Origin of the sequence: Streptomyces roseicoloratus (assembly GCF_004117935.1) — a bacterium.
GTDB lineage: Bacteria > Actinomycetota > Actinomycetes > Streptomycetales > Streptomycetaceae > Streptomyces > Streptomyces roseicoloratus.
Genome location: NZ_SDOY01000013.1, coordinates 50,979 through 74,570 on the forward strand (window position 1 = coordinate 50,979; position 23,592 = coordinate 74,570).

General features: G+C 71.3%; 23 protein-coding genes and 1 pseudogene. 19 read left to right on the forward strand and 5 right to left on the reverse strand.

The window, feature by feature from the left end:
* Positions 1–91: 91 nt before the first annotated feature.
* The 10 genes and pseudogenes from ESG85_RS01080 to ESG85_RS01125 form a co-directional block, all read left to right on the forward strand.
* Positions 92–373: pseudogene (locus tag ESG85_RS01080) on the forward strand (gas vesicle protein GvpO); the annotation flags it as partial.
* 60 nt (positions 374–433) lie between these two features.
* Entirely contained in the window at positions 434–871 is a 438-nt protein-coding gene (locus tag ESG85_RS01085) for a gas vesicle structural protein GvpA (RefSeq protein ID WP_128976095.1), read from the forward strand.
* A 2-nt stretch (positions 872–873) separates the two neighbouring features.
* Positions 874–1,587: a GvpL/GvpF family gas vesicle protein gene (locus tag ESG85_RS01090; RefSeq protein WP_128976096.1), complete on the forward strand. Its 714-nt coding sequence runs from the start codon at positions 874–876 to the stop codon at positions 1,585–1,587.
* Between the two features lie 103 nt (positions 1,588–1,690).
* A complete protein-coding gene (locus tag ESG85_RS01095) occupies positions 1,691–1,957 on the forward strand; it encodes a gas vesicle protein GvpG (RefSeq protein ID WP_128976097.1) in 267 nt (88 codons plus the stop codon).
* A gap of 20 nt (positions 1,958–1,977) precedes the next feature.
* Complete coding sequence (locus ESG85_RS01100; protein WP_246094751.1) at positions 1,978–2,547, forward strand: hypothetical protein; 570 nt, start codon at positions 1,978–1,980, stop codon at positions 2,545–2,547.
* Positions 2,540–3,814: an SRPBCC family protein gene (locus ESG85_RS01105; protein ID WP_128976099.1), complete on the forward strand. Its 1,275-nt coding sequence runs from the start codon at positions 2,540–2,542 to the stop codon at positions 3,812–3,814. Before ESG85_RS01100 ends, ESG85_RS01105 begins: the two co-directional genes overlap by 8 nt.
* 27 nt (positions 3,815–3,841) lie before the next feature.
* Entirely contained in the window at positions 3,842–4,372 is a 531-nt protein-coding gene (locus ESG85_RS01110; RefSeq protein ID WP_128976100.1) for a gas vesicle protein, read from the forward strand.
* A gap of 4 nt (positions 4,373–4,376) precedes the next feature.
* Positions 4,377–5,186: a GvpL/GvpF family gas vesicle protein gene (locus tag ESG85_RS01115; RefSeq protein WP_128976101.1), complete on the forward strand. Its 810-nt coding sequence runs from the start codon at positions 4,377–4,379 to the stop codon at positions 5,184–5,186.
* On the forward strand, positions 5,183–5,434 hold the full coding sequence (locus tag ESG85_RS01120) for a gas vesicle protein (protein ID WP_128976102.1): 252 nt from the start codon (positions 5,183–5,185) through the stop codon (positions 5,432–5,434). Before ESG85_RS01115 ends, ESG85_RS01120 begins: the two co-directional genes overlap by 4 nt.
* Complete coding sequence (locus tag ESG85_RS01125; protein WP_128976103.1) at positions 5,418–5,828, forward strand: gas vesicle protein K; 411 nt, start codon at positions 5,418–5,420, stop codon at positions 5,826–5,828. Before ESG85_RS01120 ends, ESG85_RS01125 begins: the two co-directional genes overlap by 17 nt.
* A 150-nt stretch (positions 5,829–5,978) precedes the next feature.
* Here the strand turns inward: ESG85_RS01125 and ESG85_RS01130 are convergent, their stop codons facing one another.
* Positions 5,979–6,476 carry an SRPBCC family protein gene (locus ESG85_RS01130; protein ID WP_128976104.1) on the reverse strand — a complete coding sequence of 166 codons (498 nt, stop codon included), beginning with the start codon at positions 6,474–6,476 and terminating at the stop codon, positions 5,979–5,981.
* 402 nt (positions 6,477–6,878) lie between these two features.
* On the opposite strand from ESG85_RS01130, the gene ESG85_RS01140 reads away from it, so the two are divergent.
* From ESG85_RS01140 to ESG85_RS01155, 4 genes are all read left to right on the forward strand, one after another.
* Complete coding sequence (locus ESG85_RS01140) at positions 6,879–7,778, forward strand: SDR family oxidoreductase (protein WP_128976105.1); 900 nt, start codon at positions 6,879–6,881, stop codon at positions 7,776–7,778.
* A gap of 117 nt (positions 7,779–7,895) precedes the next feature.
* Positions 7,896–8,300 (forward strand): FKBP-type peptidyl-prolyl cis-trans isomerase, encoded by a 405-nt coding sequence (locus ESG85_RS01145; RefSeq protein ID WP_128976106.1) that lies wholly within the window; start codon positions 7,896–7,898, stop codon positions 8,298–8,300.
* 165 nt (positions 8,301–8,465) lie between these two features.
* The gene (locus ESG85_RS01150) at positions 8,466–8,855 is read left to right on the forward strand and encodes a VOC family protein (protein ID WP_128976107.1); all 390 of its coding nucleotides are present in this window, start codon (positions 8,466–8,468) and stop codon (positions 8,853–8,855) included.
* Positions 8,856–8,986: 131 nt separating this feature from the next.
* The gene (locus ESG85_RS01155; RefSeq protein ID WP_128976108.1) at positions 8,987–10,495 is read left to right on the forward strand and encodes a DUF4246 domain-containing protein; all 1,509 of its coding nucleotides are present in this window, start codon (positions 8,987–8,989) and stop codon (positions 10,493–10,495) included.
* A gap of 71 nt (positions 10,496–10,566) precedes the next feature.
* Here ESG85_RS01155 and ESG85_RS01160 read toward each other — a convergent pair whose 3' ends face one another.
* The gene (locus ESG85_RS01160; protein ID WP_128976109.1) at positions 10,567–12,492 is read right to left on the reverse strand and encodes an FHA domain-containing protein; all 1,926 of its coding nucleotides are present in this window, start codon (positions 12,490–12,492) and stop codon (positions 10,567–10,569) included.
* Between the two features lie 242 nt (positions 12,493–12,734).
* The gene (locus ESG85_RS01165; RefSeq protein ID WP_128976110.1) at positions 12,735–14,531 is read right to left on the reverse strand and encodes a hydroxysqualene dehydroxylase; all 1,797 of its coding nucleotides are present in this window, start codon (positions 14,529–14,531) and stop codon (positions 12,735–12,737) included.
* Positions 14,532–14,864: 333 nt separating this feature from the next.
* On the opposite strand from ESG85_RS01165, the gene ESG85_RS35600 reads away from it, so the two are divergent.
* The 4 genes from ESG85_RS35600 (at position 14,865) to ESG85_RS01185 (ending at position 20,115) form a co-directional block, all read left to right on the forward strand.
* Positions 14,865–15,110, forward strand: a complete 246-nt coding sequence (locus ESG85_RS35600; protein ID WP_246094752.1) for a hypothetical protein — start codon at positions 14,865–14,867, stop codon at positions 15,108–15,110.
* 40 nt (positions 15,111–15,150) lie between these two features.
* Entirely contained in the window at positions 15,151–15,885 is a 735-nt protein-coding gene (locus tag ESG85_RS01175; protein WP_128976112.1) for a DUF6333 family protein, read from the forward strand.
* 183 nt (positions 15,886–16,068) lie between these two features.
* Complete coding sequence (locus tag ESG85_RS01180) at positions 16,069–18,414, forward strand: hypothetical protein (RefSeq protein WP_128976113.1); 2,346 nt, start codon at positions 16,069–16,071, stop codon at positions 18,412–18,414.
* Between the two features lie 441 nt (positions 18,415–18,855).
* On the forward strand, positions 18,856–20,115 hold the full coding sequence (locus tag ESG85_RS01185) for an extracellular solute-binding protein (RefSeq protein WP_246094753.1): 1,260 nt from the start codon (positions 18,856–18,858) through the stop codon (positions 20,113–20,115).
* Positions 20,116–20,163: 48 nt separating this feature from the next.
* On the opposite strand, the gene ESG85_RS01190 is transcribed toward ESG85_RS01185, so the two are convergent.
* Both ESG85_RS01190 and ESG85_RS01195 read right to left on the reverse strand, forming a co-directional pair.
* Positions 20,164–20,649 (reverse strand): universal stress protein, encoded by a 486-nt coding sequence (locus ESG85_RS01190; RefSeq protein WP_128976115.1) that lies wholly within the window; start codon positions 20,647–20,649, stop codon positions 20,164–20,166.
* A 3-nt stretch (positions 20,650–20,652) separates the two neighbouring features.
* Positions 20,653–21,912, reverse strand: a complete 1,260-nt coding sequence (locus tag ESG85_RS01195; RefSeq protein WP_128976121.1) for an SLC13 family permease — start codon at positions 21,910–21,912, stop codon at positions 20,653–20,655.
* A gap of 179 nt (positions 21,913–22,091) precedes the next feature.
* Between ESG85_RS01195 and ESG85_RS01200 the strand changes: the two genes are divergently transcribed.
* Positions 22,092–23,438 carry a cytochrome P450 gene (locus ESG85_RS01200; protein ID WP_128976116.1) on the forward strand — a complete coding sequence of 449 codons (1,347 nt, stop codon included), beginning with the start codon at positions 22,092–22,094 and terminating at the stop codon, positions 23,436–23,438.
* The last annotated feature ends 154 nt before the right edge of the window (positions 23,439–23,592 follow it).

The following is a 23,592-nucleotide window of genomic DNA, read 5'->3' on the forward strand; positions in this document are numbered from 1 at the left end:
GGAAGATGCGGAATCGGAATCCGAAACCGACGACGATCCGGAGGCTGAGGCGGAAACGGAAGACGAACCCGACGCGGAGACGGAGTCCGAAAGCACCACCGAGCCGGACCGCGTGCCCGTCGGGGAGGCGGTACGCCATGCCGTCGAGCAGCTCAGCGACCTGCTGGGGCGCACGCCCGAGTCCGTGTCGGCCGTGAAGCCGACGGACAGCGGATGGACCGCTCAGGTCGAGGTGGTCGAGATCGAGCGGGTTCCGGAGACCACCAGTGTTCTGGCAAGTTACGAGGTTGCGCTCGGCACGGACGGGCAGTTGCTGGGTTACGAACGCGGAAAGCGGTACACGCGCGCTCAGGTCGACCAGAACGACATGTGAGCATGCCGTTCCCTCGAACCGAGGGAGGAGAAAGTGTCTGTAGTACAGCAAGGCGGCGGAATGCCCGGACAGGGCGGCGGCACGGGAAATCTCTACGACGTGCTGGATCTGATACTCGACCGGGGCCTGGTCATCGACGCATTCGTCCGGGTGTCCCTGGTGGGTATCGAGATCGCGAAGATCGACGCCAGGGTGGTCGTGGCGAGTGTCGACACCTATCTCCGCTTCGCCGAGGCCTGCAACCGGCTCGACCTGGAGAGCGGGAAGAAGGCTCCGGCCCAGCTCACCGACGTCATGGAGAAGTCGGTCGAGGGCGGTGCGAAAGGCAAGACCAAGGGCGCGCTGAGCGGTGCCGTGGAGGCCTTCACGGATTCCCTGACCGGCCGCGACGACGAAGCACGCGAGAAGGAACCGCGCCGACGGAGCGAGAAGCACGACGACGACCGCCCTCGCGGCCGTGAGCGCTCGGCGCGCCGATCCTCAGAGGACGGGGAGTGACGATGGCCCTCTACGTCTATGCCGTGACGAAGTCCTCGCACCCCCTGCGCGTGGACGAGCTCGAGGGTGTCGGAGGAGACGGGACGCCCGTCCGCGCGGTAAGGGGGGACGGGCTCTGCGCCGTCGTGAGCGAGGCACCGGAAGAGATCACCATGACCCGCCCCGACCTCGAGGCGCACCACGCCGTGCAGGAGCGGTTGTGGAACGACGGCCCCACGCTCCCGCTGAGCTTCGGCTTCGTCGCCGAGGACGAGGATGCCGTCCGCGCCGTCCTCGACGCGGAGGCCGAGCAGTTCGCGGAGCGTCTCGACGAGCTCGCCGACCGCGTCGAGTTCAACGTGAAGGGCGTCCAGGAGGAGGAAGCGATCCTGCGCCGGATCCTGGCCGATTCCGAACCGGTACGGCAGCTCAACGAGGCCACCCGTGATGGCGGCGGAACCTACGACCAGCGCCTTGAGCTCGGCAGGCTCCTCAACGACGAGGTGCTCGCCCGGCAGACGGCACTCGCCGAGTCCGTGCTGGCCGCGCTCAGGCCGCACGCACACGCGGAACGCCTGGGGGAACCGTCCCAGCAGTACTTCCTGAGCGCCTCGTTCCTGGTGGACCGGCAGGGCGTCGAGGAGTTCACGCGGGCGGCGGAAGAGGCGTCCGGGGAACTGCCGGAGGGCGTCGAGGTCCGTGTCAGGGGGCCGCTGCCCCCGTACAGCTTCACCTGACCGGCCGGGCCGGCGCCGTACGGCACGAGGAGAGATCGGGACGAGGAGAGATACGGGACGAGGAGAGAGCACAGAGAGCACCAGGAGAGCACAAGGAGAGACCGTGGGGTTGGTAACGGAGATCGTCGCGCTGCCCGCCGCCCCGCTCCGCGGGGTGATGTGGGTGCTGGACAAGGTGGTACGCGCCGCCGAGCGGGAGTACTACGACCCCGGCCCGGTCCAGGAGGCACTCGCCGCCCTCGAAAGGGAGCGGCAGGAAGGCGGCGTCGACGACGACGAGGAGTTCGAGCAGCGTGAGCAGGCGCTCATGAGGCGTCTCGAGGAGATCCGGGCCTACCAGCTCGGCCAGGCCGGGCCGGGCGGCGCGTAGGCGAGGAGAGAAGCGACATCATGGACAACGCCAAGATCGGCACCGCTCTGATCGGTGGATACCTGCTGGGGCGCACGAAGAAGGGAAAGCTCGCGCTCGGACTGGCGATGGCCCTGGCGGGGTCGCGGGTCAAGCCCGGACAGCTGGGCAAGTCGCTCGCGCACTCGCCGCTCCTCAGCAGCGTCAACCAGCAGGTCCGCGGTGAACTCATGACCGCGAGCAAGGCAGCGGCCACGACGGTGCTCAACGCCAAGGCCGAGCACCTGGCCGACGCCCTGCACGACCGGACCGCGGGCATACGCGGCGGACGGCAGGGAGACGGCGACGAAGAGCGCGACGAGTCGTCCGCCGAGGACACGACGCGGGACTCCCCGAAGAGGGCTTCGAAGGGCACTTCGAAGGGCGCCTCGAAGGACGAGGAGGAGAACGGCAAGCCCCGCGCCCGGCGCGCGGCCTCCTCATCGAGCCGCGGCTCGGCCTCGGCGAAGAAGTCGGAGGGAACGGCGAAGCGGTCGACGAGCAGGACGTCCGCGTCCGGAGCGTCGAAGAGCACCCATTCCGGTGGCACCGGGAGGCGGGACGATGGTTGACGACAGGAAGGCTTCGCGACGGGACGCCGAGGACGGTGCGGACGACACCCGTACGTCGTCCGGCGACTCCGGGACGCAGAAGCTGCTGGACCGGAACCCCGGTGCCAACCACCTGGCCGAGGAGTTCGAGTCCTACGTCCAGGCACGCCTCGAACGCGCGCTCAACGGCGTCGGCGACCGCATCGGCGGAGCGGCGGAGAAGGTGGGCGCGGCCCACCTCGGGCCCCGCGCCCTCCTCCACGGAGCCGGTGGCGCGGGCAGGAAACTGGTCGAGCACATGGCACCCGGAAAGGGCTCCTTCGCCTCGAAGGCGGCCCACGCCGCGGGCACGGCCCTGCACGCCAAGGACGTCCTCGTGGACAAGATGACGCCCGGCGGCTCGGACGAGCCGCGGTCGTCGGCCGCCGACTCGGGCCGCAAGAACCTGACGATCATCGAGGACATCGACGTCGGGGTCCCGGTCCAGGAGGCGTACAACCAGTGGACGCAGTTCCAGGAGTTCAGCCGGTTCGCGAAGGGCGTCGTCTCCGTTGACCAGGAGGACGAGACCACCACCCAGTGGCAGGTCAAGGTCGCCAAGTCGAACCGTGCCTACAAGGCGACCGTCACCGAGCAGATCCCCGACGAGCGCATCGCCTGGACGGCGGAGGGAGCCAAGGGCACCACGAGGGGCGTGGTCACGTTCCACTCGCTGGGCGAGAACCTGACCAAGGTCCTGCTGGTCATGGAGTACTACCCGAAGGGCATCGTCGAGAAGACGGGCAGCCTCGTACGGGCACAGGGCCGGCGGGCCCGGCTCGACCTCAAGGCCTTCCGCACGTTCGTGATGATGAAGGGCGAGGCCACCGGCAGTTGGCGCGGTGAGATCCAGGGCGGCAAGGTCGTCGCGGGCCCCGACGAGGAGTCCGACGGGGGCGAGGACGCGGACACGGACACGGACACGGACGAGAGCGCCGAGGGCGAGGAGGACGGGTCCGGCTACGAGGGCGAGGCCCGGGACGACGAGGCCGAGGACGAGGACGACCTGGAAGACGAGGACGAGGACGACGAGGACGCGTACGAGTACGAGGCCGGGGAGCAGCCGGCCGAAGAGGACGAGGAGTACGCGGAGGACGCGGAGGACGCGGAGGACGCGGAGGACGACGACGAAGAGGACGACGAGGACGAGGAGGAGGCCCCCGGAGAGGACGAGTACGACGACGAGGACGAGGACGACGGGGAGGCGGAGGACGAAGAACCCCGCGCCCGTCGGAGCCGCAAGGGCTGACGCCCAGGGAGCGAGGTCGAATCCGCCGTGGCTGCATCGGACCCCACCGGCCCCTCGGCCGCCCACCCCCTGTCCCCGTACGGGCAGACCCAGGGCGCGAACCTCGCCGACATCCTCGAGCGCGTGCTCGACAAGGGCATCGTCATCGTCGGGGACATCCGGATCAACCTGCTCGACATCGAGCTGCTGACCATCCGTCTCCGGCTTCTGGTGGCCTCCGTCGACAAGGCGAGGGAGATCGGCATCGACTGGTGGGAGCACGATCCCGCCCTCTCCTCGCGCGCCGAGCCCCGGCAGGAGCTGGAGGAGGAGAACGCCCGCCTGCGGGCCGAGCTCGAGTCGCTCCGCGCACGGCCCGTCGCCCGCTCCGGCTCCCGCTCCGAGCTGTCGGAGGGATCCACGAACCGCCGTCGGCGCACGACCGCGCCGGACGACGGCCGGCGGGCCGCCGCGCCGGAACGGAAGGCCGGCCGGCGGGCGGCGTCCGAAGGAAAGAAGTCCCGGAGCCGTGTGAACGCGGACAGGGACGTCGAGGACGACGACCGCGACACGGACTGACGTCATGAACGAGGAGCTCAGCTACGCGTACGCCGTCGTCCGCCCCACCCCGGACCTGGCGGAGGGCCCCGTACCCGGCGTCACGGGGGTCGCCTCCGGAGCCGTCCGGGTGGTGGGTGCCGGGGCGCTGGCCGCCGCCGTCGGTTCCGTACCGCGGAGCGACTTCTCCGAAGCCGCGCTCAAGGTCCGTCTGGAGGACCTGGACTGGCTCGAGCGCGTGGCGCGGGCCCACCACGGCGTCGTGGAGGCCCTCGCCGCGCGCACCACGGTGCTGCCGCTCCGGCTGGCGACGGTCTACGTGGACGACGACCGGGTGCGGGACGTGCTCCGGCGCGGCGAGGAGACGTTCACGCGCATGCTGGACCGGCTCACCGGTCACGTCGAATGGGGAGTGAAGGTCTACGCCGAAGTGCCCCGGGCCCCGGCCGCTCCCGCGGCCGACGACGCCGGCGCCTCGGATCCCGGGCGGGCCTACCTGCGGCGGCGCCGGCAGCAGCGCGAGGAACGCGGGACCGCCTGGTCCGAGGCGGCCGAGGCCGTGCGCCGGATCGAGGCGGAGGCCGGCGAGATCGCCGTGCGGCTGGCGCGGCACCGCCCGCAGCAGGGCCGGCTGGCGGTCGGTACGGGAGAGAACGTCGCCAACGACGCGTACCTCGTGCCGGGCGAGCGCTCCGAGGAGTTCCGCGACCGGGTCCGGCGTTCGACACGGGATCTCCGGGGAGTGCGGGTCGAGATCACGGGGCCGTGGGCGCCGTACTCCTTCGCGGTGCTGACCGAGGAGCCGGAGGCGCCAGGAGAGGTGGGCGGGCCGTGACGGCTCACGACGAGGCGGTCCTCGCGCAGCGCCAGGTGGCCCTGATCGACCTCCTGGACCGGCTGCTGAGCGGAGGCGTCGTCCTGACCGGCGACCTGGTCCTGTCGATCGCGGACATCGACCTGGTGAGGATCGCCCTGCGCGCCGTCATCGTGGGCGTGCAGGAGGACGACCGGTGGGGCCTCAGCACGCTCGTGCCGGGTGCCCCGCACGGGGCGGAGGGTGCCGACGGTGACCGGTTCGACTGACCCGAGCGCGGGCGCCGGGCCCGACCGTCGGCGCGAGGTCGCGGATGCCGCGCGACGCGCGTTCGCCGTGCTGCCGGCGCGCGCGGAGGAACTGCCGGACGCCGACCGCCGGACGCACCAGCCCGCACGCCGTCTGCGCGCGGATCCGGAGACGGTGGAGCGGGACCTCGTCACCCTCGTCCTGACCCTCGTCGAGTTGCTGCGCCAGCTCATGGAACGCCAGGCCCTGCACCGCGTGGACCAGGGCGATCTCACCGAGGAGCAGGAAGAACGGCTCGGCCTGACGCTGATGCTCCTGCACGACCGGATGGTGGAGCTCTGCGACCACTACGGCCTGACGCTGGAGGACCTCAACCTCGACCTCGGCCCCCTCGGCACGCTCCTGCCGCCCTGACGTCCGGCGGACACGTCACGGGCCCCGGCCGCGGGAAGCGGCCGGGGCCCGACGGCAGCGGCCCGGCGTCGGCTCAGCGGCCCGACGACACCGGCCGGCAGGCTCCGCTAGAGCCGGCGGACTCCGCTCGAGGAGCCTGGTGACGCGGCGTCACGGACGGCGCATGTCGTCCGGCGGCATGCCGGCGGAATCGGAGGGTGCGATCCGGCCGCGCCAGCCGCCCGTCCCGTGCCCGCGCTCCTCCATGAAGCCCTTGAACCTCTTCAGGTCGCCCTTGACCCGACGGTCCAGCACGCCGAGCGCGTCCGCCGCCTTCTCGGCCATGCCCACGGACTCCACGTCCATGGCGAGGCTCACTCGGGTGTGCGTCTCGTCCAGCGGCTCGAAGCTGACCACTCCCTTCTGCTTCACGTCGCCGCCGACCGTGCGCCAGGCGATGCGGTCGTCCGGACGCTGGTCGATGATCTCCGTGTCGAACTCGCGCCGGGAGCCTCCGACCTTGGTGCGCCAGTGGCAGTGCTTGTCGTCCAGCTGACGGACTTCTTCCACACCTTCCATGAAGCTCGGGAAGTCCTCGAACTGCGTCCACTGGTTGTAGACGTTCCTCAGTGGTGAATCCACGTCGATGGACTGCTTCACCATGCTCACAGCGTCCTCCTCGGGTTCCTCACTTGGGGGATTTACCGGCATTGCCGCGCCTACCCGGGCGAACGCACCCCAATCACCGGAGATTCCGATCGTATTCGGGTGAAAGATGGGACATATCCGCGGCACCCGGGTAGCCGGACGGCATGGACACCCTCGAATCGGCACCACTTCGCGCCGTCGCCCTCGTCTGCACGCGCTCCCCCCAGCCCCGAGCGCTCCAGCTCGCAGCTGCTCGCGGACCAGACGCCGGCGGCGCTCTCCGAGCACGGGGGCACGGGAAGGAGCCCGGCCCGCCGCCTCAGGTCCGCCCCCTATCCGCCCTCCTCCTGACGGCCCCCGCGGCCGGTCGTCAGTGACGGCAGGCACGACAGAAGCACGCGAACGACAAGGATGGTGATCTCGATGAACGCGCCCGACGGCCCCGGTGCCCCGCTCCCCGACCCGGTGGGACTCCACCCCCGCCCGCCGTTCCCCGATCAGGACCAGGACCACCCCGGCTCGACCGAGGCGATGGATCCGCGGCCCGACCACGGCGAGGCCGACTACCGCGGCCACGACGCGCTCCTCGGCCGCAAGGCGCTCGTCACGGGCGGGGACTCGGGGATCGGCCGCGCCGTCTGTCTGGCCTTCGCGCGGGAAGGGGCCGACGTCGTCTTCACCCACCTGCCCGAGGAGGCGGGAGAGGCCGGGGAGACCGCGCGCCTCGTGCGGGAGGCGGGCCGTACGGCCGTGCCCGTCGCCTGTGACATCCGGTACGAGGAGCAGTGCAGCGACCTCGTGGAGCGGGCCGTGGCCGAGCTGGGCCGGGTCGACCTGCTGGTCAACAACGCCGCGTACCAGATGTCGCAGCCGGACGGGATCGAGGCGATCACCACCGAGCAGTTCGACCGGGTGATGAAGACCAATCTGTACGGGATGTTCTGGCTCACCCGTGCCGCGCTGGCCCACATGCCGCGCGGCGGTTCCGTCATCAACACCACCTCCGTGCAGGGCTACCAGCCGAGCCCCCACCTCCTCGACTACGCGATGACGAAGTCGGCGATCATCTCCTTCACCCACGGGCTGGCGCAGATGCTCGCCGAGCGGGGCATCCGGGTCAACGCCGTCGCCCCCGGACCGGTCTGGACGCCGCTGATCCCGGCGACGATGCCGGACGCGACGACGTTCGGTGAGCAGTCACCCCTGGGCCGGCCCGCCCAGCCGGCGGAGATGGCGCCCGTGTACGTGTTCCTCGCCTCGGCCCGGGCCTCGTACATCACCGGGGAGATCGTCAACGCCACGGGCGGAACACCGCTTCCCTGACGGGGCGGAGAGTGCCGCGCGCCGGCGTTCCCGGTAGCGTGACCACCTGGTGCGTGGGGTGTCCGCGCGTCCGGCCGGTCCGCGCGAGGGCCGGCGGTGGAGAGTGACGAGGCTGCCATGAGCGAACCGACGAAGCCCGAGGTCGTCGTGCCGGAGGGTGACGCTCCCGCCGAGCTGACCATCCGTGACCTGGTCGTCGGGGACGGGCCCGAGGCGAAGCCGGGCATGGTCCTCAGGGTCCACTACGTCGGGGTGACCTTCGCGTCCGGGAAGGAGTTCGACGCCTCCTGGGACCGGGGCGAGCCGTTCAAGTTCGCCCTGGGCGGCGGCCGGGTCATCAAGGGCTGGGACCGCGGGGTGAGGGGCATGCGGGTCGGCGGCCGGCGCGAGATCGTCGTTCCGCCGCGGCTCGGCTACGGCAAGCAGTCGCCCTCACCGCTGATCCCGCCGGAGTCGACCCTGGTCTTCGTGGTGGACCTGATCGACGTGTACTCCGGTCCGGCCGGATGGAGCAGGAGATAGGGACCGGAGCGGGCGAACCGGCTCCGATGTCCTCGTCGCGTCTGCCGGTTCCCTCCGCCGGTTCCCTTTGCCGGCGACGGCGACTATGATCTTCCGCGACATCGCGTGCCGGTCACCGGCTGGGTGAGGCATGGAGGTGTCGGGAGATGCCTTCGGAGGCATTCCTTGTCAGTCGAGTTGAACCACACGATCGTCCACGCCCGGGACAACCGGGAGTCCGCCCGCTTCTTCGCGGACCTGCTGAATCTTGAGATCACCGCGGAATGGGGCCCGTTCATCGCCGTCGCCCTGAGCAACGGCGTCACCCTGGACTTCGCCACCGTCCCCGCGGACGACATCGCCCCGCAGCACTACGCCTTCCTGATCTCCGAAGAGGAGTTCGACACCGCGTACGCGCGCATCACCGAGCGCGGCATCGAGCACTACGCGGACCCGCACCGGCAGCACCCCGGGACCGTCAACCACAACGACGGTGGCCGCGGCGTGTACTTCATGGACCCGGCGGGCCACGCGATGGAGCTGATCACCGTGCCGTACGGCGGCCGGCCCTCGTAACACCGGCGCCGGGGGCCGCATCCCGGTCCGGGGTGCGGCCCCCGCCCGGTCGGGACCGGGCCCGACGGCGATGTCAGTCCGCTGGCATATCCTTCCCGCCACCGCACACCGACCGGGGAGGATCAGATCAATTGACCAGCCAGACCGCCTACCCACTGCCCTTCGAGACGTCCCGCGCCCTGCCGTTCGCCAAGCCCCGGACGCTGCGTGAGCTGGAGATCATGGAGTGCAGCGCCCATATCCGGGCGAAGCCGGGGTGGTTCGACAAGCGGAACGACGCCGGCATCGCCGCCCGGTGGACGCGGGAGATGCTCGACCAGGGCCTCACCGAGGCGCAGGCGCGCTACGTGCTGGCCGAGCTCGCGCACTACGCGGCGCTGCGGGACGCGCGGACCGGCATCGAGGTGTCCGCCGTCGACGGGGTGTGGCAGTCGGACACGCTGGTCGACGACAAGCTCCGGTCCCGGCTGCGCGAGGCGGTCCGGGTCCTGGAGGAGGTCCCGGAAGCGGAGAAGGACTGGCACCCCGGCTCCGACGGCCAGGTGCTGGATCTGGTCCACCCGTCGCTGTTCTGCCTCGTGCGGGACGTGAGCGCCGCGCCCGAACAGGCCTGGCGGAACCCGACGAACCACTACGCGAAGCACGAGTTCTCGGAGAAGTTCCAGTGGCTGCCCACCGACGTCGAGGTCGGTGACGACGGCGACGTCAGGTTCCTCTCGTACGTCAACAACGTCCATCCCGAGGAGCACCACGCCCTGTCCGCCGTCCTCCCGGACCTGTTCGCGCGCCTGCTCCCGCTGTGGGAGAACGTCCTGACCGATCTGCGTCATCCGCGGCCGCTGCGGATCGAGGCCGATCCGCACGAGTGGTACGACGACGAGCCCACGTACCCGGCCCCTTCCTCCTCCAGCGACGCCGCCGCCTACACGGAGGCCCGCAAGGCCTGGTCGGAGCAGATGGACCACTGGTATCAGAACCGGCGTCCGGTCGTTCCGGACGCCCCGGAGTTCGCCCCGCCCGCGCTGCCCGAGGCGTCCGCCCGGGTCGGTCTGCGCGGGCGTCGTCTCCAGGTCATCACGAAGCTCGCCACCATCCATCTCACCCCGGAGGAGCCCGAGTACGCGGGCGGTTCCTGGCACGTGGAGGGGATGCTGAACGAGCGGATCGTGTCGACCGGCATCTACTACTGGGACAGCGAGAACATCACCGAGAGCCGGCTGAGCTTCCGCGCGGCGCTCGACGACCCGTACTACGAGCAGAACGACGACGACGGGCTCCGTGAGGTCTACGGCCTGGAGGACGAGGACGCGCTGAACCAGGTCCTGGGCTCGGCGTCGACGCCGGCGGGCCGCTGCCTGGCCTTCCCGAACGTCCTGCAGCACCGGGTCGGACCGTTCCGCCTCGCGGACCCGACGCGTCCGGGACACCGCAAGATCCTCGCGTTCTTCCTGGTCGACCCGTCGACGCCGATCGTCTCGACGTCGGACGTGGCACCGCAGCAGCCGTGGGCCGACACCTCGACCATGACGCTCGAGCAGGCCCGGGACTATCGCGAACAGCTCATGCGGGAACGCAAGTTCTTCACCGACGAGCACAACGAGCAGGTCTACGAGCGCGAGTTCTCGCTCTGCGAGCACTGAACCGCTGCCGTGCCGAGGATGCCGCCGACGCCCGCGTGCCGGTGTCGGCGGCATCCGACCGGCCCGCGGGATCAGTTCGTCGCGGGGGCCCTCGTCGGATCGGGCCGGGGACCCGTCCTCGGGTCCTTCGGGGGCGCCGCGTCCTGCCGGTAGAAGATGTCGATGTCCACTTCCTCGCCGCCGACGATCAGCGTGTCCCACGCCCCGCTCTCCAGCAGGGTCCGCAGGGTGGAGGAGCCGAGCTTCTCCAGATGGTTCCGGAGGGTGGCGTCGTCCGGCATGCCGGGCACGCGTGACGCCAGCCGGTCCCGGATGCCCCGGAGCCGTTCCATGAAGGCGTCGGTGTCCGCCTTCCTGTCCAGGTCCTTGACGCCTTCCGACTCCTCGATGCTCTGGGCGATCTTCTCCTTGATCGGGCGGCTGACGCCGTTCTCGTCGGTCGTGATCATCGTGTTCCAGGCCCGGCTCTTGTGCCGGTACTGGAGCATGGACATGGCCGCCTCGTGGCGCGCGAAATCGGCGTCCCGGAACGGCCTGCCGGTCCACGCGCCGTTGAGGGACCGGGCCAGGGAGATGGCGGATCCGAGTCCGCTGTTGAGCCCTCGGCCGGGCCAGAAGTGGATGGCGTTGGCCGCGTCGCCGAGCAGGAACCCGTAGGTCCCCGGGGAGGTCGACGTGGCCGGGCGCAGCCGTGTGGTGAACCTGGGCCGCTGCACCATGTCGAGCCGGAAGGCCGTGACCGCGCTCAGGTCCCGCTCGGCGACGCCGAACAGGGTCAGCCCCTCCAGCACCCGCTTCCAGAGGGCCGAGCCCCTGACCATGGCGGGCAGGAAGAGGGTGCTGTGCGTCGGGCACTGGAAGTCGCCGTGGTCGTCCCGTCCCATGACGCACGGGCGCGAGGCGATGCATTCCTCGAAGACGTGCCGGACGGGATCGATGCCGACCACTTCCGCGGCCTCGGCGTCGGTGAGCCTCATGTTGAGGAATCCCTGTCCGCGGAGGGCGTTGAGGAGGAAGCGGTTCTGGGCGACGGTCAGCAGGACCGTCATGGGGTCCGTCAGGGTCGACTTCACGCGCAGTCCGAGGACGACGTCCTGGATGTGCCGGCCGTGCAGCGAGTAGATGGACGTGTCGGCGTTGCCGAACCTGTCGATGTAGTGCTCGCGCGTCCGGGAGCGGCCGCCCTCGCAGATGGCGAGGACGTGGTCGCGGGCGTCTGCCCCGTCGTGGGCGGCCGGGTCGAACACGTCGGGGACCAGCCTGATGCGTCCCCGCTTCTCGTTGGCCAGTTCGAGGAGGGTGTCCTCGATGTAGGCGATCCGGAGGTTCCTCGGCTTGTGGCCGCGGAGCGAGTCGGGACCGACCGGCCACATCTCGGTGTACGCGTCGCCGCGGAAGAGCCGTGCCTGCACCTCCTCGGGGAGGTTCAGGTACTGGCGGCTCTGCACGGTGACGACCTGCTGGCGCCGGACGTTGCCCTGGCCTTCGGTCTTCCAGACGACCTTCGCCCCGTCCTGGACCCAGCGGCCGTCGTGGACGGTGACGGCCACGCGTGGCCCCATGAGGTGTTCGAGGAGCAGGGCGAAGCTCAGGCCGACGGGGCCGCCGCCGGACACCGTCACGTTGAGCACGGACCCTTCCGCGAGGGTTTCCTCGGAGGGGGTGAGCGGCGCCAGCACGGAGAGGTCGAGGATGGTCTCCATCGTGTCGACCGCTTCGAAGCGGAAGGTTTCGGTGCCGATCTCGATGAGGTCTCCGGGCCGCAGTTCGTGCGAGGTCACGCGCGTGCCGTTGACGCGTGTGCCGTTGCTGCTGCCGCTGTCGTACAGGACGAATCCGTGGCCCTCGCGACGCACTTCGGCGTGGAAACGCGAGACGTTTCCCACCGTTATCACCACGCTGTTGTCGCCGTTGCGCCCGAGGGTCAGCGGTGCGGCGCCGATCGGGAACTGCTGTCCTGCCAGAGAGCCTTGATGGCCGACGAGCCGAGGAGGCATGGGTCACCCAATTCCATGAGTCACGGATCCGATGACGACATGCGAAACCGGTCACCCGGAAAGCCCCCCTTGCCTCACACACCGCGACGGGACCGGCACGCAGGGCAAGCTTATGGCGGTCACGAGGCCGCTGAGAAGGCGTCCGGACCGACCGATCACCATGTGGTGGCCGTTCCGTGACGATGTCACGGCGCGGCTACGGCCGGTCCGGCGTGCCCGGGCCGTTCCTTCCGGATCAGGCCTCAGCCCACGTCGAGCGCGTTGGGCAGGCCGAGCCGGTGGCGCAGTCGGTCGTGGCGCTTGAGTCCCTCCATCTCCGGGGCCCGGAACAGCTTCTGCACCGTGCAGCGCGGGGCGGTCGAACCCGTCCGGTCGAGCAGGGCGTTGACGGCCTGGCGGGCGGAGGCGTTGGCGCCTTCCATCGTCGCCAGGTCGATGTCGACGGCCACGTAGTCGCCGGCCAGGAACAGGTTGGGGATTCTCGTGGCGGCCTGCGGCCGGTTGTGGAAGGTGCCGACGGGGTGGATGAGGAGCTGGTCCTCGTTGGTCGGGTTCGGGGTGCCGAGGCCGTCGACGCCCGGGTCGAGGAACCAGGAGTGCAGCGCGCCGTCCTTCAGCACCGTGCGGCCCGTGTCGTTGAACGCGGCCTTCAGCTGCGCCCACACCTCCCGGGCGACCTCCGCGCGGGTGCACTGCTTGGCCGTCTTGCCGTACAGGATGCCGGGTTGGTCCCACTCGGAGATGTCCACCGAGAGACAGTCGACCACGGCGCCGTCGCCGTAGTCGGCCGGGAAGTCGCGGGACGGCCAGTGGCCCGCCTGCTGGATCGCCGTCAGGGACCACGGCGAGTCGATGCAGTTGGCGTGTCCGGCGAGCAGCGGCGCGTGCTCGGTCAGATAGAACTGGATGCCCGTCATCCAGTCGGTTTCCAGCTTGTCGCACCGCGCGAGCTGCGGATCCGCCGCGCGCAGGGCGGTGCCCCAGGTCCGCCGGGCGTGCTCGACCGGGATGGCGGAGAGGTAGTGGTCGGCGGTCACCGAGCGGCGGACGCCCTGCGGGTCCTCGACGACGGCGGCCCCGATCCGCCCGCTTGCGGAGTCGTAGGCCAGTTCGCGCAGGGTCCAGCCGATGCGGAACTCCACGCCGAGCGCGGAGAGGTGGGCGGCCCACGGGTCGATCCAGGCCTCGTTCGTGGGCAGGTTCAGGATCCGGTCGAGCGGTCCGTCGGCGCCGCGTCCGAGGGCGTTGAAGGCGAAGGCCTCCAGGAGGGTGGCGACGGTACGCGTGCTGGCCTCCTCGGCCTTCGTCGCGACGATGTTGCGGGTGAGTCCGACGGCGAGGATGCGCTGGTAGTCGTAGCTCATCCGCGCCGCGCCGAGGAAGTCCCACCAGGGTGTCCGCTCCCATTCCTCGTTGCGCCGTTCGTCGCAGCTGGTCAGGAAGACGAGGAAGCGGTTGACGAAGTACGCGGTCTCGTGGAGCGGGATGGAGCGGACGGTGTCCAGGAGGCCGGTCAGGGCGCGGCGGATCTCGTCGAGGGTGAGTTCGGCGGGGCGGTGGCCCGGCCAGGGGAGCGGGATGCGCAGGTCTTCGCGGCCGGTGCGGGCGAAGGACATCTCCGGCGGGGCGACGAGGTTGTCCCAGACGCCGTTGGCGTTCCCGGGGAAGGGGATGCGCCGCAGGGTGTCGGGGAGGTTGTGGTAGATGCCCGGGATGAAGCGGAAGCCGTGTTCGGCGGGGAGCGGGCGCCGGCCGCCGCGGGCGCTGTCCGGCACGTCCATGGAGCGGGCCTTGCCGCCCAGGGCGCGGCGCTCGTAGACGGTGACGCGGAAGCCGCGTTCGGCGAGCTCGTGGGCGGCGGTCAGTCCGGCGACGCCGCCGCCGAGCACGGCCACGGTCGGCGACCCGGACGGACCCGAGGACGGCGCGGCGGCGACGGCGGGTGCGGCGCCGAGGGCCGCTCCCCCGACGGCGGCCGCCCCGGTCACGGCGGCCGCTCCCGCCACGAACGTGCGTCGTGAGTTGCCCTGACGGTTCATCCCCAGCCCCTTTACCGACGGTAACCCGACATCCGGCGCAGGAGCATAGGGCCGTCCCGCGAGTCCCGGAAGACACCTGCGCGCCTCGATCGCACATGGCGCGATCCCGCCCCACCGCATAATGACCCGCGGCAGGGATGCCGCGCGGTGGCGCGGACGCGGGTGACGGAGGGCGAAAGACCGATGGTGCTCGAACAGGGCCGGCGAGTGAGGCTGGCGACGGAGCTCAGGCTGCCCGGGTCGCCGGAGCCGGCCGGGGACGCGCCGGCGACGGCAGGTGCGGTCGCCGGGTTCCTGTCTCTGGCGGCGGGGACCGAGGGCACGGTGGAACGGGTGGACGCACACCCGCGGAAAGAGGGCCCCGAGGTCCGCGAGTACGTACGGCTCACGTCCCTCCGCGACGACTTCGGCGCCCAGATGCCTCCGGCGAGCAGGCAGCGGCTCGACGAGGAGATCGCGGCCCTGGAGCCCGCGTGGACCGAGCACCGGAACACCCGGGAGCGGGTGACGGTCCGGGTCCGCTTCGACAACGGGTTCGTCCTCGACGGAGCGGACGCGGTGCTCTTCACCCCGCGCTGACCTCCCCCGGCCGACGCGAACCGATCCCATGGAGGGAACGATGACCGACCATCACGACGACTACTGGATCCGCCCGGCGGACCAGGACATCGCCCGGTACGGGGAGTTCCGGCTCACCCTCGTGCAACCGCCCTTCCCCGCGCCCGCGACGACGCTCCCCGACCACGACGCCGTGCGGGCCCGGGAGTTCGCCGGCTCCCTGCTCGCCGTCGAGGACGTGCTCGCCGAGGTCGAGCGGATCGAGGCCGTCGACCGTCCGGACTTCGCCACCCGCGCCGACCTCGACCTCGTCTCCGTCGGATGCTGGGGCACCGTGACCGAGGTGAACGACCCCGCACTCGCGTGCGCGGAGGTGGATCACACGCTTCTGGAGCAGGCCGAGGCCCTCGCCGCGGGCTTTCCCGGGGCCGTGGTCGTCGGGTCCGCGACCGTCGACCACCCCACCACCTACGGGACCCATGTCATCCACCACCCCGGTGGTGCCCGGCTGTTCGGGGCCGGCTGGAGCGGCGAGGGCGACTGGCTGCACGACGGCAGCGCGCACGCGGTCGCCGAGGCCTTCGGCATCGGGCCCGGCGCACTGGCGCGCGAGGGCGTCGACCTCGACGCCCCGCCCGGTTCCCTGTACTGGCAGGGCCTCGCCCGCCTCGCGCTCCTCTCCGTCACCCCGATGCACCGCGGGGGCCGCGTCCTCTCGGTCTTCCGGGTGCGGCACACCGAGAAGACCACCGGTGACCTGGAGGACACCTGGCTCGGCGGGCTCGACGATTTCTGACCGTTACGGTCGCAACATCCTCACGCCCTGTCGGGGACATGCCCGTCGAACTCCGGGACCCCGGAGGCCCCCGCCCCTAGAGTGGCCAACGAGCGGCGAATTCCGACCAGTTGACCTCGGAGCCCGTGCCGCCGCCACGTCTCCTGCACATCACGGGGTTCCCAGGGGGAGAAGTCAGTGAGCATGCACATACGACAACGCGCGCGCCGCAGGCATGTGTGGGGCCGGCTCGGGGCGGCGTTCGCCACCGCGACGGCCCTCACCCTCACCGGCCTGCCGGGCCTCGACCAGGCCCATGCCGCGAAGCCGCCGAACGTCAAGCCGGTCCGGTGCGACGAGAAGTACCTCAAGAAGCAGTTCCCGACCACGCCGCCCGATTCCGGGCCGCCGGCCGATCTGACGTACGACGCCTGGCCGAACGACGAGAACTACACGTACGACAACCCCGCCAAGGCGTACGACGGGGTGCTGCCGCCCACCGACGCGCAGCGCGAGAAGGCCGGCAAGGACTACCGCACGTGGCAGCGGGCGTTCGAGAAGTCGAAGAACCCGGCCGACCGGGTCATGGAGATCTACGCCCGCTACAACGCGCAGTACGACAGCCCCAAGGGTTACAAGGACTTCACCCGCTTCCTCGACGTGAAGTACGTCGGCAACCACGGCAACCCGCGCCGGGGCGAGGCCTTCGAGGCCCGCATGGTCAAGAAGTACAACATGGTCGGGCCCGACTGGTGGTGCCAGGACGTCATCTCGTACATCGACGAGAACGGCGAGAAGCGCTGGCGCGTCGTCGACGTCCACAACCGCCGCACCGAGTTCAAGATCGAGACCAAGTCCAACGGCAGGGCCGAGCCGGACCAGGTGAAGGCCGACCGTCAGATCGCCAGGCAGTACCCGAAGTCGACGTTCCGCTACATCACCGGTGCCGCGACCGAGAAGGCGACGAAGGACAGCATCAAGCAGTTCGACGACGACCTGAAGCGGGAGCGCGGCACCAACCGCACCCAGGCCGGGGTCACCGAGCGCCGCTCGAACGCCATCGAGCGCACGCAGAAGCCGACCGTGTACACCAAGTACGACAAGCGCTTCAACCCCGACCCGCTCAAGGGCGGCCGCGGCCCGATCATCGACCAGGCCCTGCGCTCCGGGAGGACCCTCGAGGAGGCCCGCCGCCTCCAGGCGATGTACAACCAGAACAACGGCGGCGGCTACTTCAACCGCGGACCCGGCGGCATCGACTTCTCCACCCTGGAGATCAACTACGTCGGCACCCCGGTCAAGGGCGAGGGCCTCGACTACTCGATGAAGGCGGACTACGTCCAGGACCCGGACGCCCACCCCGGCTACGGCGGTGACGCCAAGCTGCAGCTCGCCTCGGACGCCTTCTTCACCTGGCTCGCCCTCACGCCCGACCGCTTCTGGGTCAACCTCAACCCGATCCGTCCGGACGTGATCATGGACAAGGAGTTCGCGAAGACCGACGCGGGGCGCGTCCTCCTGGAGGCCGACCTGACCCTCAAGCACGACTACGCCGACGCGATGAACCCCGACAAGTACGAGCGCGGGGAACGCTTCTGGCGCGCGGCACCGCGGACGCCGGAGGGCATGCCGTGCCTCCCGGTCATCCGGCAGTGGATCACCCCGAAGCCGGCCAAGGTGCGCGAGCAGGACGGCGGCATCTACATCCTCGACGCCCCTCTCAAGGTCAACATGGAGGTCCCCACCGGGCCCGACGTGCCGGCCGGCGGCTGCAAACTCACCGAGGCGCAGACCAGGCAGGCCGAGGCGCTGATCCTGACGATGATCCAGCCGGAGCTGGAGCGCCGGGTCAACGACGAGCCGTCCTACGCCGACCTGCGCCGCGTCTACTCCTCGCGGGTGGCCGCCGAGTACATCCGCCGTCAGGACGCCGCCGCTCCGACCGACTTCCGGAAGATCATCAACAGCAACGACGTGTCGCGCTGGCCCCTCCGGGGCGAGAACGCGAACTGGGACAAGAAGACGGTCTACGACAAGTACGTCCACTCGTTCCGGAACGGGGACTACACGTTCGAGCGGGTCTACGGCGGCAAGGTGTGGATCCTGTCCATGGGCGGCGTCGACTTCTCGAAGGCGCCGAAGCGGAACATCTCCCGCGCCCAGTTCGACACCGAGCACCGCGGACTCGACACGACGACCAGGTCGTCCGTCCAGACCGAGGTGACCTACCGGGGCGGCAACGCCGCCTACCTCGGCGGGTCCACGGCCGACCAGCCCACCACCCCGCCGGACCCGAAGCCGACGCCGACCCCGACCCCGACCGGGCCGGACGACCCGAAGCCGAGCGGCACCCCGCCGACCCCGGCGCCCGGGACGTCCACGACCGGCGGCGGCCAGACCCCTCCGGCCCACGACCCGGACGGCGACCTCGCCGACACCGGCTCCGACGCCCCGCTGGGGCTGATCGCCGGCATCGCCGCGGCGGTGCTCGTGGCGGGCGGTGCGCTGGTGTGGTGGATGAGCAGGCGCGGGTCGCGGCAGAGCCGCTAGCCGTCCCGTCGACAACGTCCGTCCGTACGGGCCCGGCCCCGCCCGCGTCGCCGGGTGGGGCCGGGCCCGTGCCCGTGCGGGCGGCACGGGCGGCGGCCCGCGCCGGTGAGGCGGCGGGGCCGCCTCATGCCATGGCCGGGGGCACCGGCCCGAGCGGGCTCAGCGGACCCCGGGGCCGGGGTGCTCCCGCCGGGCACCGCCGCCGGTCGGACCTCTCGTCAATGTTCCTTTCCGACGTCCTTTTGGACACGGTGGAGAGTTCTACGCGCGTCGGATTCCGGCGCCGCATATCGGAAAACACCAAAGCGAATGGGGCCGGTTGGAGCTACGACCACAAAAGCCCGGCAGGGGGCGCAATTACGGCCATCGTCAGGCGAGAATTCCGGACGCACTGTCCAAAAAAGATCAAGAGGAATGATCGTGCGACCGAGACTCTTCGGCATGACCGCCTCCGTGGCCGCGTTCGGACTGCTGGGCTCCCTCGTCACCGGCTGCGGTTCGCTGTCCGGGAGCGACGGGACGACACTGCGCCTGGTGGTCCCCGAGTACGGCGACGGCCCGGCGAACAGCTCCAAGGCGTACTGGGACAAGCTGTCCGTCGCGTTCACGGCCGCCCATCCCGGCAAGAAGATCCAGGTGACCCTCTATCCGTGGGCGGACATCGACCGTGAGGTGACCCGCATGGTCGAGGAAGGCGACGCCCCCGACGTGGCCCTGATGGGCGCGTACTCGGACTTCGCCGCGCAGGACCGGCTGTATCCGGCCAGTGAGGTGCTGTCGATCAGGACGGAGGCGAACTTCCTGCCGCCGCTCGCCGAGGCGGGCTCGGTGGACAACACCCTCTACGGTCTGCCCTTCGTCGCCAGCAGCCGGCTGCTCTTCTACAACGAGGAGCTGTTCGACAAGGCCGGCGCCGAGCCGCCGAAGACCTGGTCGGACCTGAAGGAGGCGGCCGAGGCGCTGAAGGAGGAGGACGTGCTCTATCCGTACGCCCTTCCGCTCGGCCCCGAGGAGGCGCACGCCGAAGCCCTGATCTGGGAACTGAGCAACGGCGGCGGGTACACCGACAACAACGGCAGCTACAACATCGCGTCGGAGCAGAACGCCCAGACCTTCCGCTGGATCAGGGACAACCTGGTCGCCCCCGCGCTGACCGGCCCGGTCCCGCCCGCCGAACTCAACCGCCAGGACGCCTTCGCCGCCTTCCTGCGCGGCGACGTCGGCATGGTCAACGGCTATCCCTCGCTCCTGAGGCAGGCACGGGCGAAGGGCATGAAGGTCGGCACGCTGCGGATGCCGGTGTCCGACACGATCCCCGAGGGCAAGACCCCGCCCGCGGCGGGAGTCGCCGACTGGATGATGGGCTTCCGGCACGAGGGCAACCGCGAACTCGTGGGCGCGTTCCTGAACTTCGTCTTCGAGGACAAGAACCTCAACGAGTTCGCCGGCCGCTACCAGCTGCTGCCGTCGACGGTGACCGCCAACCAGGGTGCCCGGGGCACGAAGGCGGACCCGAGCACCGAGCAGTTCCTGACCGCGCTGCGCACCGCCGAGCTGTACCCGGTGAACGAGCCGTCCTGGCTGCAGGTCAGCAACACCATCAAGCGGAACATCGGCAAGGCCGTCGCCCCGTCGGCCGATCCGAAGGCGGTGCTGGAGCGGATCGCCCAGCAGGCGCGGGACGCGGCACAGCAGCGATAGCGGCGGCTCGTACCGTGCCGCGAGGCCGGAAGGACGTCACCGTCGCGGCTACGCCGTGGGCGGCGGCGGGAGGGTGGCCAGGCCGGGGGACGGTTCCGGCCAGACCAGCAGGACCGGGCAGGGCGCGTGGTCGACGACGAAGCGGGAGGCCGGGCCGAGGCTGTGCGGACCCAGATGGGTGCGGTCGCCGTCCCGGGCGAGGACGAGCAGATCGGCGTGCTCGGCGGCCGCGACGACCTCGCGTTCGACGCGTCCGGTCCGTTCGACACGGGTGCCGGGGCGTCCGAGGCGTGCGCCGGCGGACCGCAGGAGCCGTTCGCCCGAGGCCGTGGCGAGGCTCTCCACGCGGTTACCCGGGTCGCGCTCCGGGTGGCCGCGCCCGAGCAGTCCGGCGAACGCTCCGTGCGCCGCGCCCGGTACCTCGGTCGGCGTGACGTGCAACAGGACGATCTCGGCGTCCTCCGGGGCGTGGGCGCGAGCGGCGTCCACACAGGCGGGCCAGGTGCCCTCCACGATCCACACCACCACGGCCATGGCTCAGCCTCCTCCGACGACGGCCAGCGAGGCCCACAGCGCGGTCACCGCGGCGCCGAGCCCCAACGGTACGGTGTACACCCCGAGCCGGGTGAACTCCCTCAGGTTCACCTCGGTGTCGTGGGAGTGCACGATGCGCCGCCACAGCAGGGTGGCCAGTGAGCCCGCGTACGTGAGGTTGGGCCCGATGTTGACGCCCAGCAGCACCGCGAGGACCGCGCCCGGGCCCGAGGGCACCGTCAGCGGCAGGAGCACCAGGACCGCGGGCAGGTTGTTGATCAGGTTGGCCAGGAGCGCGGCCAGGGCGGCGAGGGCGAGCAGCACCGGCAGCGAGTCACCGGCCGGGATCACCTGGCCGAGGGCGTCGTCGAGGCCGTTGTCCACGACGGCCCTGACCACGATCCCCAGGGCCAGGACGAAGGCGAGGAACGGCACCGACGCCGACCGCAGCAGGCCCGCGGGCGTCACCCGGCGGCGGATCAGGGCCCGTACGGCGAGCACGAGCGCCCCGGCGCACGCGATCCAGGCCGGGTCGACGCCGATCGCGGAGGACACGGCGAAACCCACCAGCGTGCAGCCGACCGTCACCAGCGCGAACAGTGGCGGCTCGGGGGCCTCCGTGGTCGGCGGGGTGTCCGCCCCGGCGTCCAGGTCGGTGGCGAAGAAGCGGCGGAAGACCAGGTACTCGACCGCGATCGCGGCCAGCCACGGCAGCGCCATCAGGGCGGCGAAGCGGGTGAAGGTCAGTCCGCTGACGGTGAAGGCCAGCAGGTTGGTCAGGTTGGACACCGGCAGCAGCAGGGACGCCGTGTTGGACAGGTGGGTGCAGGCGTAGACGTGCGGCTTGGGGCGCACGCCGAGGCGCGCGGCAGTGGCGAACACCACCGGGGTGAGCAGCACGACCGTGGCGTCCAGGCTCAGGACGGCCGTGATCGCGGACGCCGCCAGGAACACCTGCGTCAGCAGCCGGCGCGGCCGGCCGGCTGCCCGGCGCGCCATCCACGCCCCGCAGGCGCGGAACAGCCCCTCGTCGTCGCAGAGCTGAGCCAGGACCAGCACGGCGGCGAGGAAGCCGACCACCGGCCCGAGCCGCTCGGCCTCGGCCAGCGCGTCGGCCGGGGAGACCGCCCCGGTGAGCAGCACCAGACCCGCCGCCGGAACGGCGACCACGGCCTCCGACCAGCCGAAGGGCCGGACGACGGCGCAGGCGAGGACCAGGGCGAGCAGGGCGACGGAGAGGGCCTCGGCGAGCGGGGTGTTCAGGGCGGGTCCTTCCGGGGCGGGCGACGACCGATATGCGGCTTGTGAAACCCGGCAGACCTTATCCCAGCCGGCCGCGTGTTCCTCGGACGGGCTGCGTACCGGCCCGACCGGCCGCGTGCGGGTGATCCCCCGCACACACCGGCCGGTACGTGCCCTTTCGCGTGCTAGCGTCCGCCCGCGTGACCTCCGCCCTCGACACCGCCGCGCCCCGCCCGGACACGGGCACGGACACGACCCGCTCCTGCCCGTACGCACACCAGGCGCCCCCGCAGGACCCGTCGGGTCCGCTCGGCCTGCTCGACCTGTTCGACGAGGGGTTCGTCCGCGATCCGTACCCGTGGCTCGACCGCCTGCGGTCCTCATCCCCGGTCCACCGTGACGACGCCACGGGCCTGTGGCTGGTCAGCCGGTACGAGGACATCCGGCGGGTGCTGCTGGACCCGGTCGCGTTCCGGCCGGACAACGCCCAGCACGCGGTGACGCCCCTGGGCGTCCCGGTGCTCCGGCGGCTCGCCCGTGCGGGCTTCCGGCTGGGGCCCGCACTCGCCAACAACGCGTCGGAGAGCCACGCGGGCCTGCGTCGGCTCGTCATGCGCTTCTTCAACGCCCAGCGGGTGGCCGCGGCGGTCCCGGTGGTCGAGCGGATCGCCGGCCGGCTGCTGGACGGGGTGCGGGCGGAGCTCGACGCCACCGGCGGCGCCGACCTGTTCTCCGCGTACGCGCACACCCTGCCGTGCCGGGTGATGACGGAGCTCCTCGGCATCGACGGACTGGACACCGCCACCCTGGTGCGGTGGAGCGACGCCTCGCTGGAGCTCTTCTACGGTCGGCCCGCGCCGGAGCGTCAGCTCGAACTGGCGTCGCTCGTGGGCGAGTTCCACCAGTGGCTGACGGAACTGGTGCGGGATCCGGCGGTGCCGGCGGACAGCTTCGTCGGGGCGCTGGCCCGCCACCGGCTGCCCGACGGGAGCCTGCTCGACCCGGGCACGGCGGTCGGCGCGTGCTTCTTCGTCTTCATCGCCGGGCAGTCCACGACGGGACAGCTCATCTCCACCGTCCTGCGCGGCGCGCTCGCCGAGCCCGGGGCGTGGCCGCGCGCCGCGCACGACGAGGCCTTCGCCGCGGAGTGGGTCGAGGAGGTGCTGCGGCGCGAGCCGCCCGTGACCTCCTGGCGCCGGGTCACCGCACGGCCGCTGGAACTGGGCGGCGTGGAACTCCCCGCTGGCGCCGAACTGCTGCTGATGCTCATGGGCAGCGGCTCGGACCCGGATGTCTTCGCGTCACCCGGGCGGATGCTTCCCGGACGCGAGAACATCCGCCACCACCTGTCCTTCGGCGTGGGACGCCACCGCTGCCCGGGCGCGGCCCTCGCGCGTACGGAGGCGGCGGTGGCGCTGCGCGCGGCCGCCCGCCGCCTGCCGGACGTCCGGCTCGCACCGGAAGCGGCGGAGGCACCCGTGCTCGGCCTGCTGTCCTTCCGCGCCCCGCTGCGGGTGCCGGTGGTGGAGTCGTCGCCCGTGGGGTGACCGGCGGGCGGTGGGGCGGGGGCCTGCGGGGCGGAACGGCAGTCAGCGGGTGCGGTCGAGTACGTACGTGAACAGGCCCTCCAGGTGCCGCGCCGCCGTGGGCGCGGGTGACGCGTCGCGCAGCGCGCGGCGGGCGGTGTCCAGGTGCCGGCGC

Excerpts from the sequence above, each read along its gene's own strand:
- ESG85_RS01090 (WP_128976096.1), top strand. The coding sequence starts at position 874 with ATGGCCCTCTACGTCTATGCCGTGACGAAGTCCTCGCACCCCCTGCGC.
- ESG85_RS01085 (WP_128976095.1), top strand. The coding sequence starts at position 434 with ATGCCCGGACAGGGCGGCGGCACGGGAAATCTCTACGACGTGCTGGAT.
- ESG85_RS01105 (WP_128976099.1), top strand. The coding sequence starts at position 2,540 with ATGGTTGACGACAGGAAGGCTTCGCGACGGGACGCCGAGGACGGTGCG.
- ESG85_RS01145 (WP_128976106.1), top strand. The coding sequence starts at position 7,896 with ATGAGCGAACCGACGAAGCCCGAGGTCGTCGTGCCGGAGGGTGACGCT.
- ESG85_RS01185 (WP_246094753.1), top strand. The coding sequence starts at position 18,856 with ATGACCGCCTCCGTGGCCGCGTTCGGACTGCTGGGCTCCCTCGTCACC.
- ESG85_RS01115 (WP_128976101.1), top strand. The coding sequence starts at position 4,377 with ATGAACGAGGAGCTCAGCTACGCGTACGCCGTCGTCCGCCCCACCCCG.
- ESG85_RS01160 (WP_128976109.1), bottom strand. The coding sequence starts at position 12,492 with ATGCCTCCTCGGCTCGTCGGCCATCAAGGCTCTCTGGCAGGACAGCAG.
- ESG85_RS01190 (WP_128976115.1), bottom strand. The coding sequence starts at position 20,649 with ATGGCCGTGGTGGTGTGGATCGTGGAGGGCACCTGGCCCGCCTGTGTG.
- ESG85_RS01100 (WP_246094751.1), top strand. The coding sequence starts at position 1,978 with ATGGACAACGCCAAGATCGGCACCGCTCTGATCGGTGGATACCTGCTG.
- ESG85_RS01180 (WP_128976113.1), top strand. The coding sequence starts at position 16,069 with ATGCACATACGACAACGCGCGCGCCGCAGGCATGTGTGGGGCCGGCTC.
- ESG85_RS01165 (WP_128976110.1), bottom strand. The coding sequence starts at position 14,531 with ATGAACCGTCAGGGCAACTCACGACGCACGTTCGTGGCGGGAGCGGCC.
- ESG85_RS01140 (WP_128976105.1), top strand. The coding sequence starts at position 6,879 with ATGAACGCGCCCGACGGCCCCGGTGCCCCGCTCCCCGACCCGGTGGGA.
- ESG85_RS01175 (WP_128976112.1), top strand. The coding sequence starts at position 15,151 with ATGACCGACCATCACGACGACTACTGGATCCGCCCGGCGGACCAGGAC.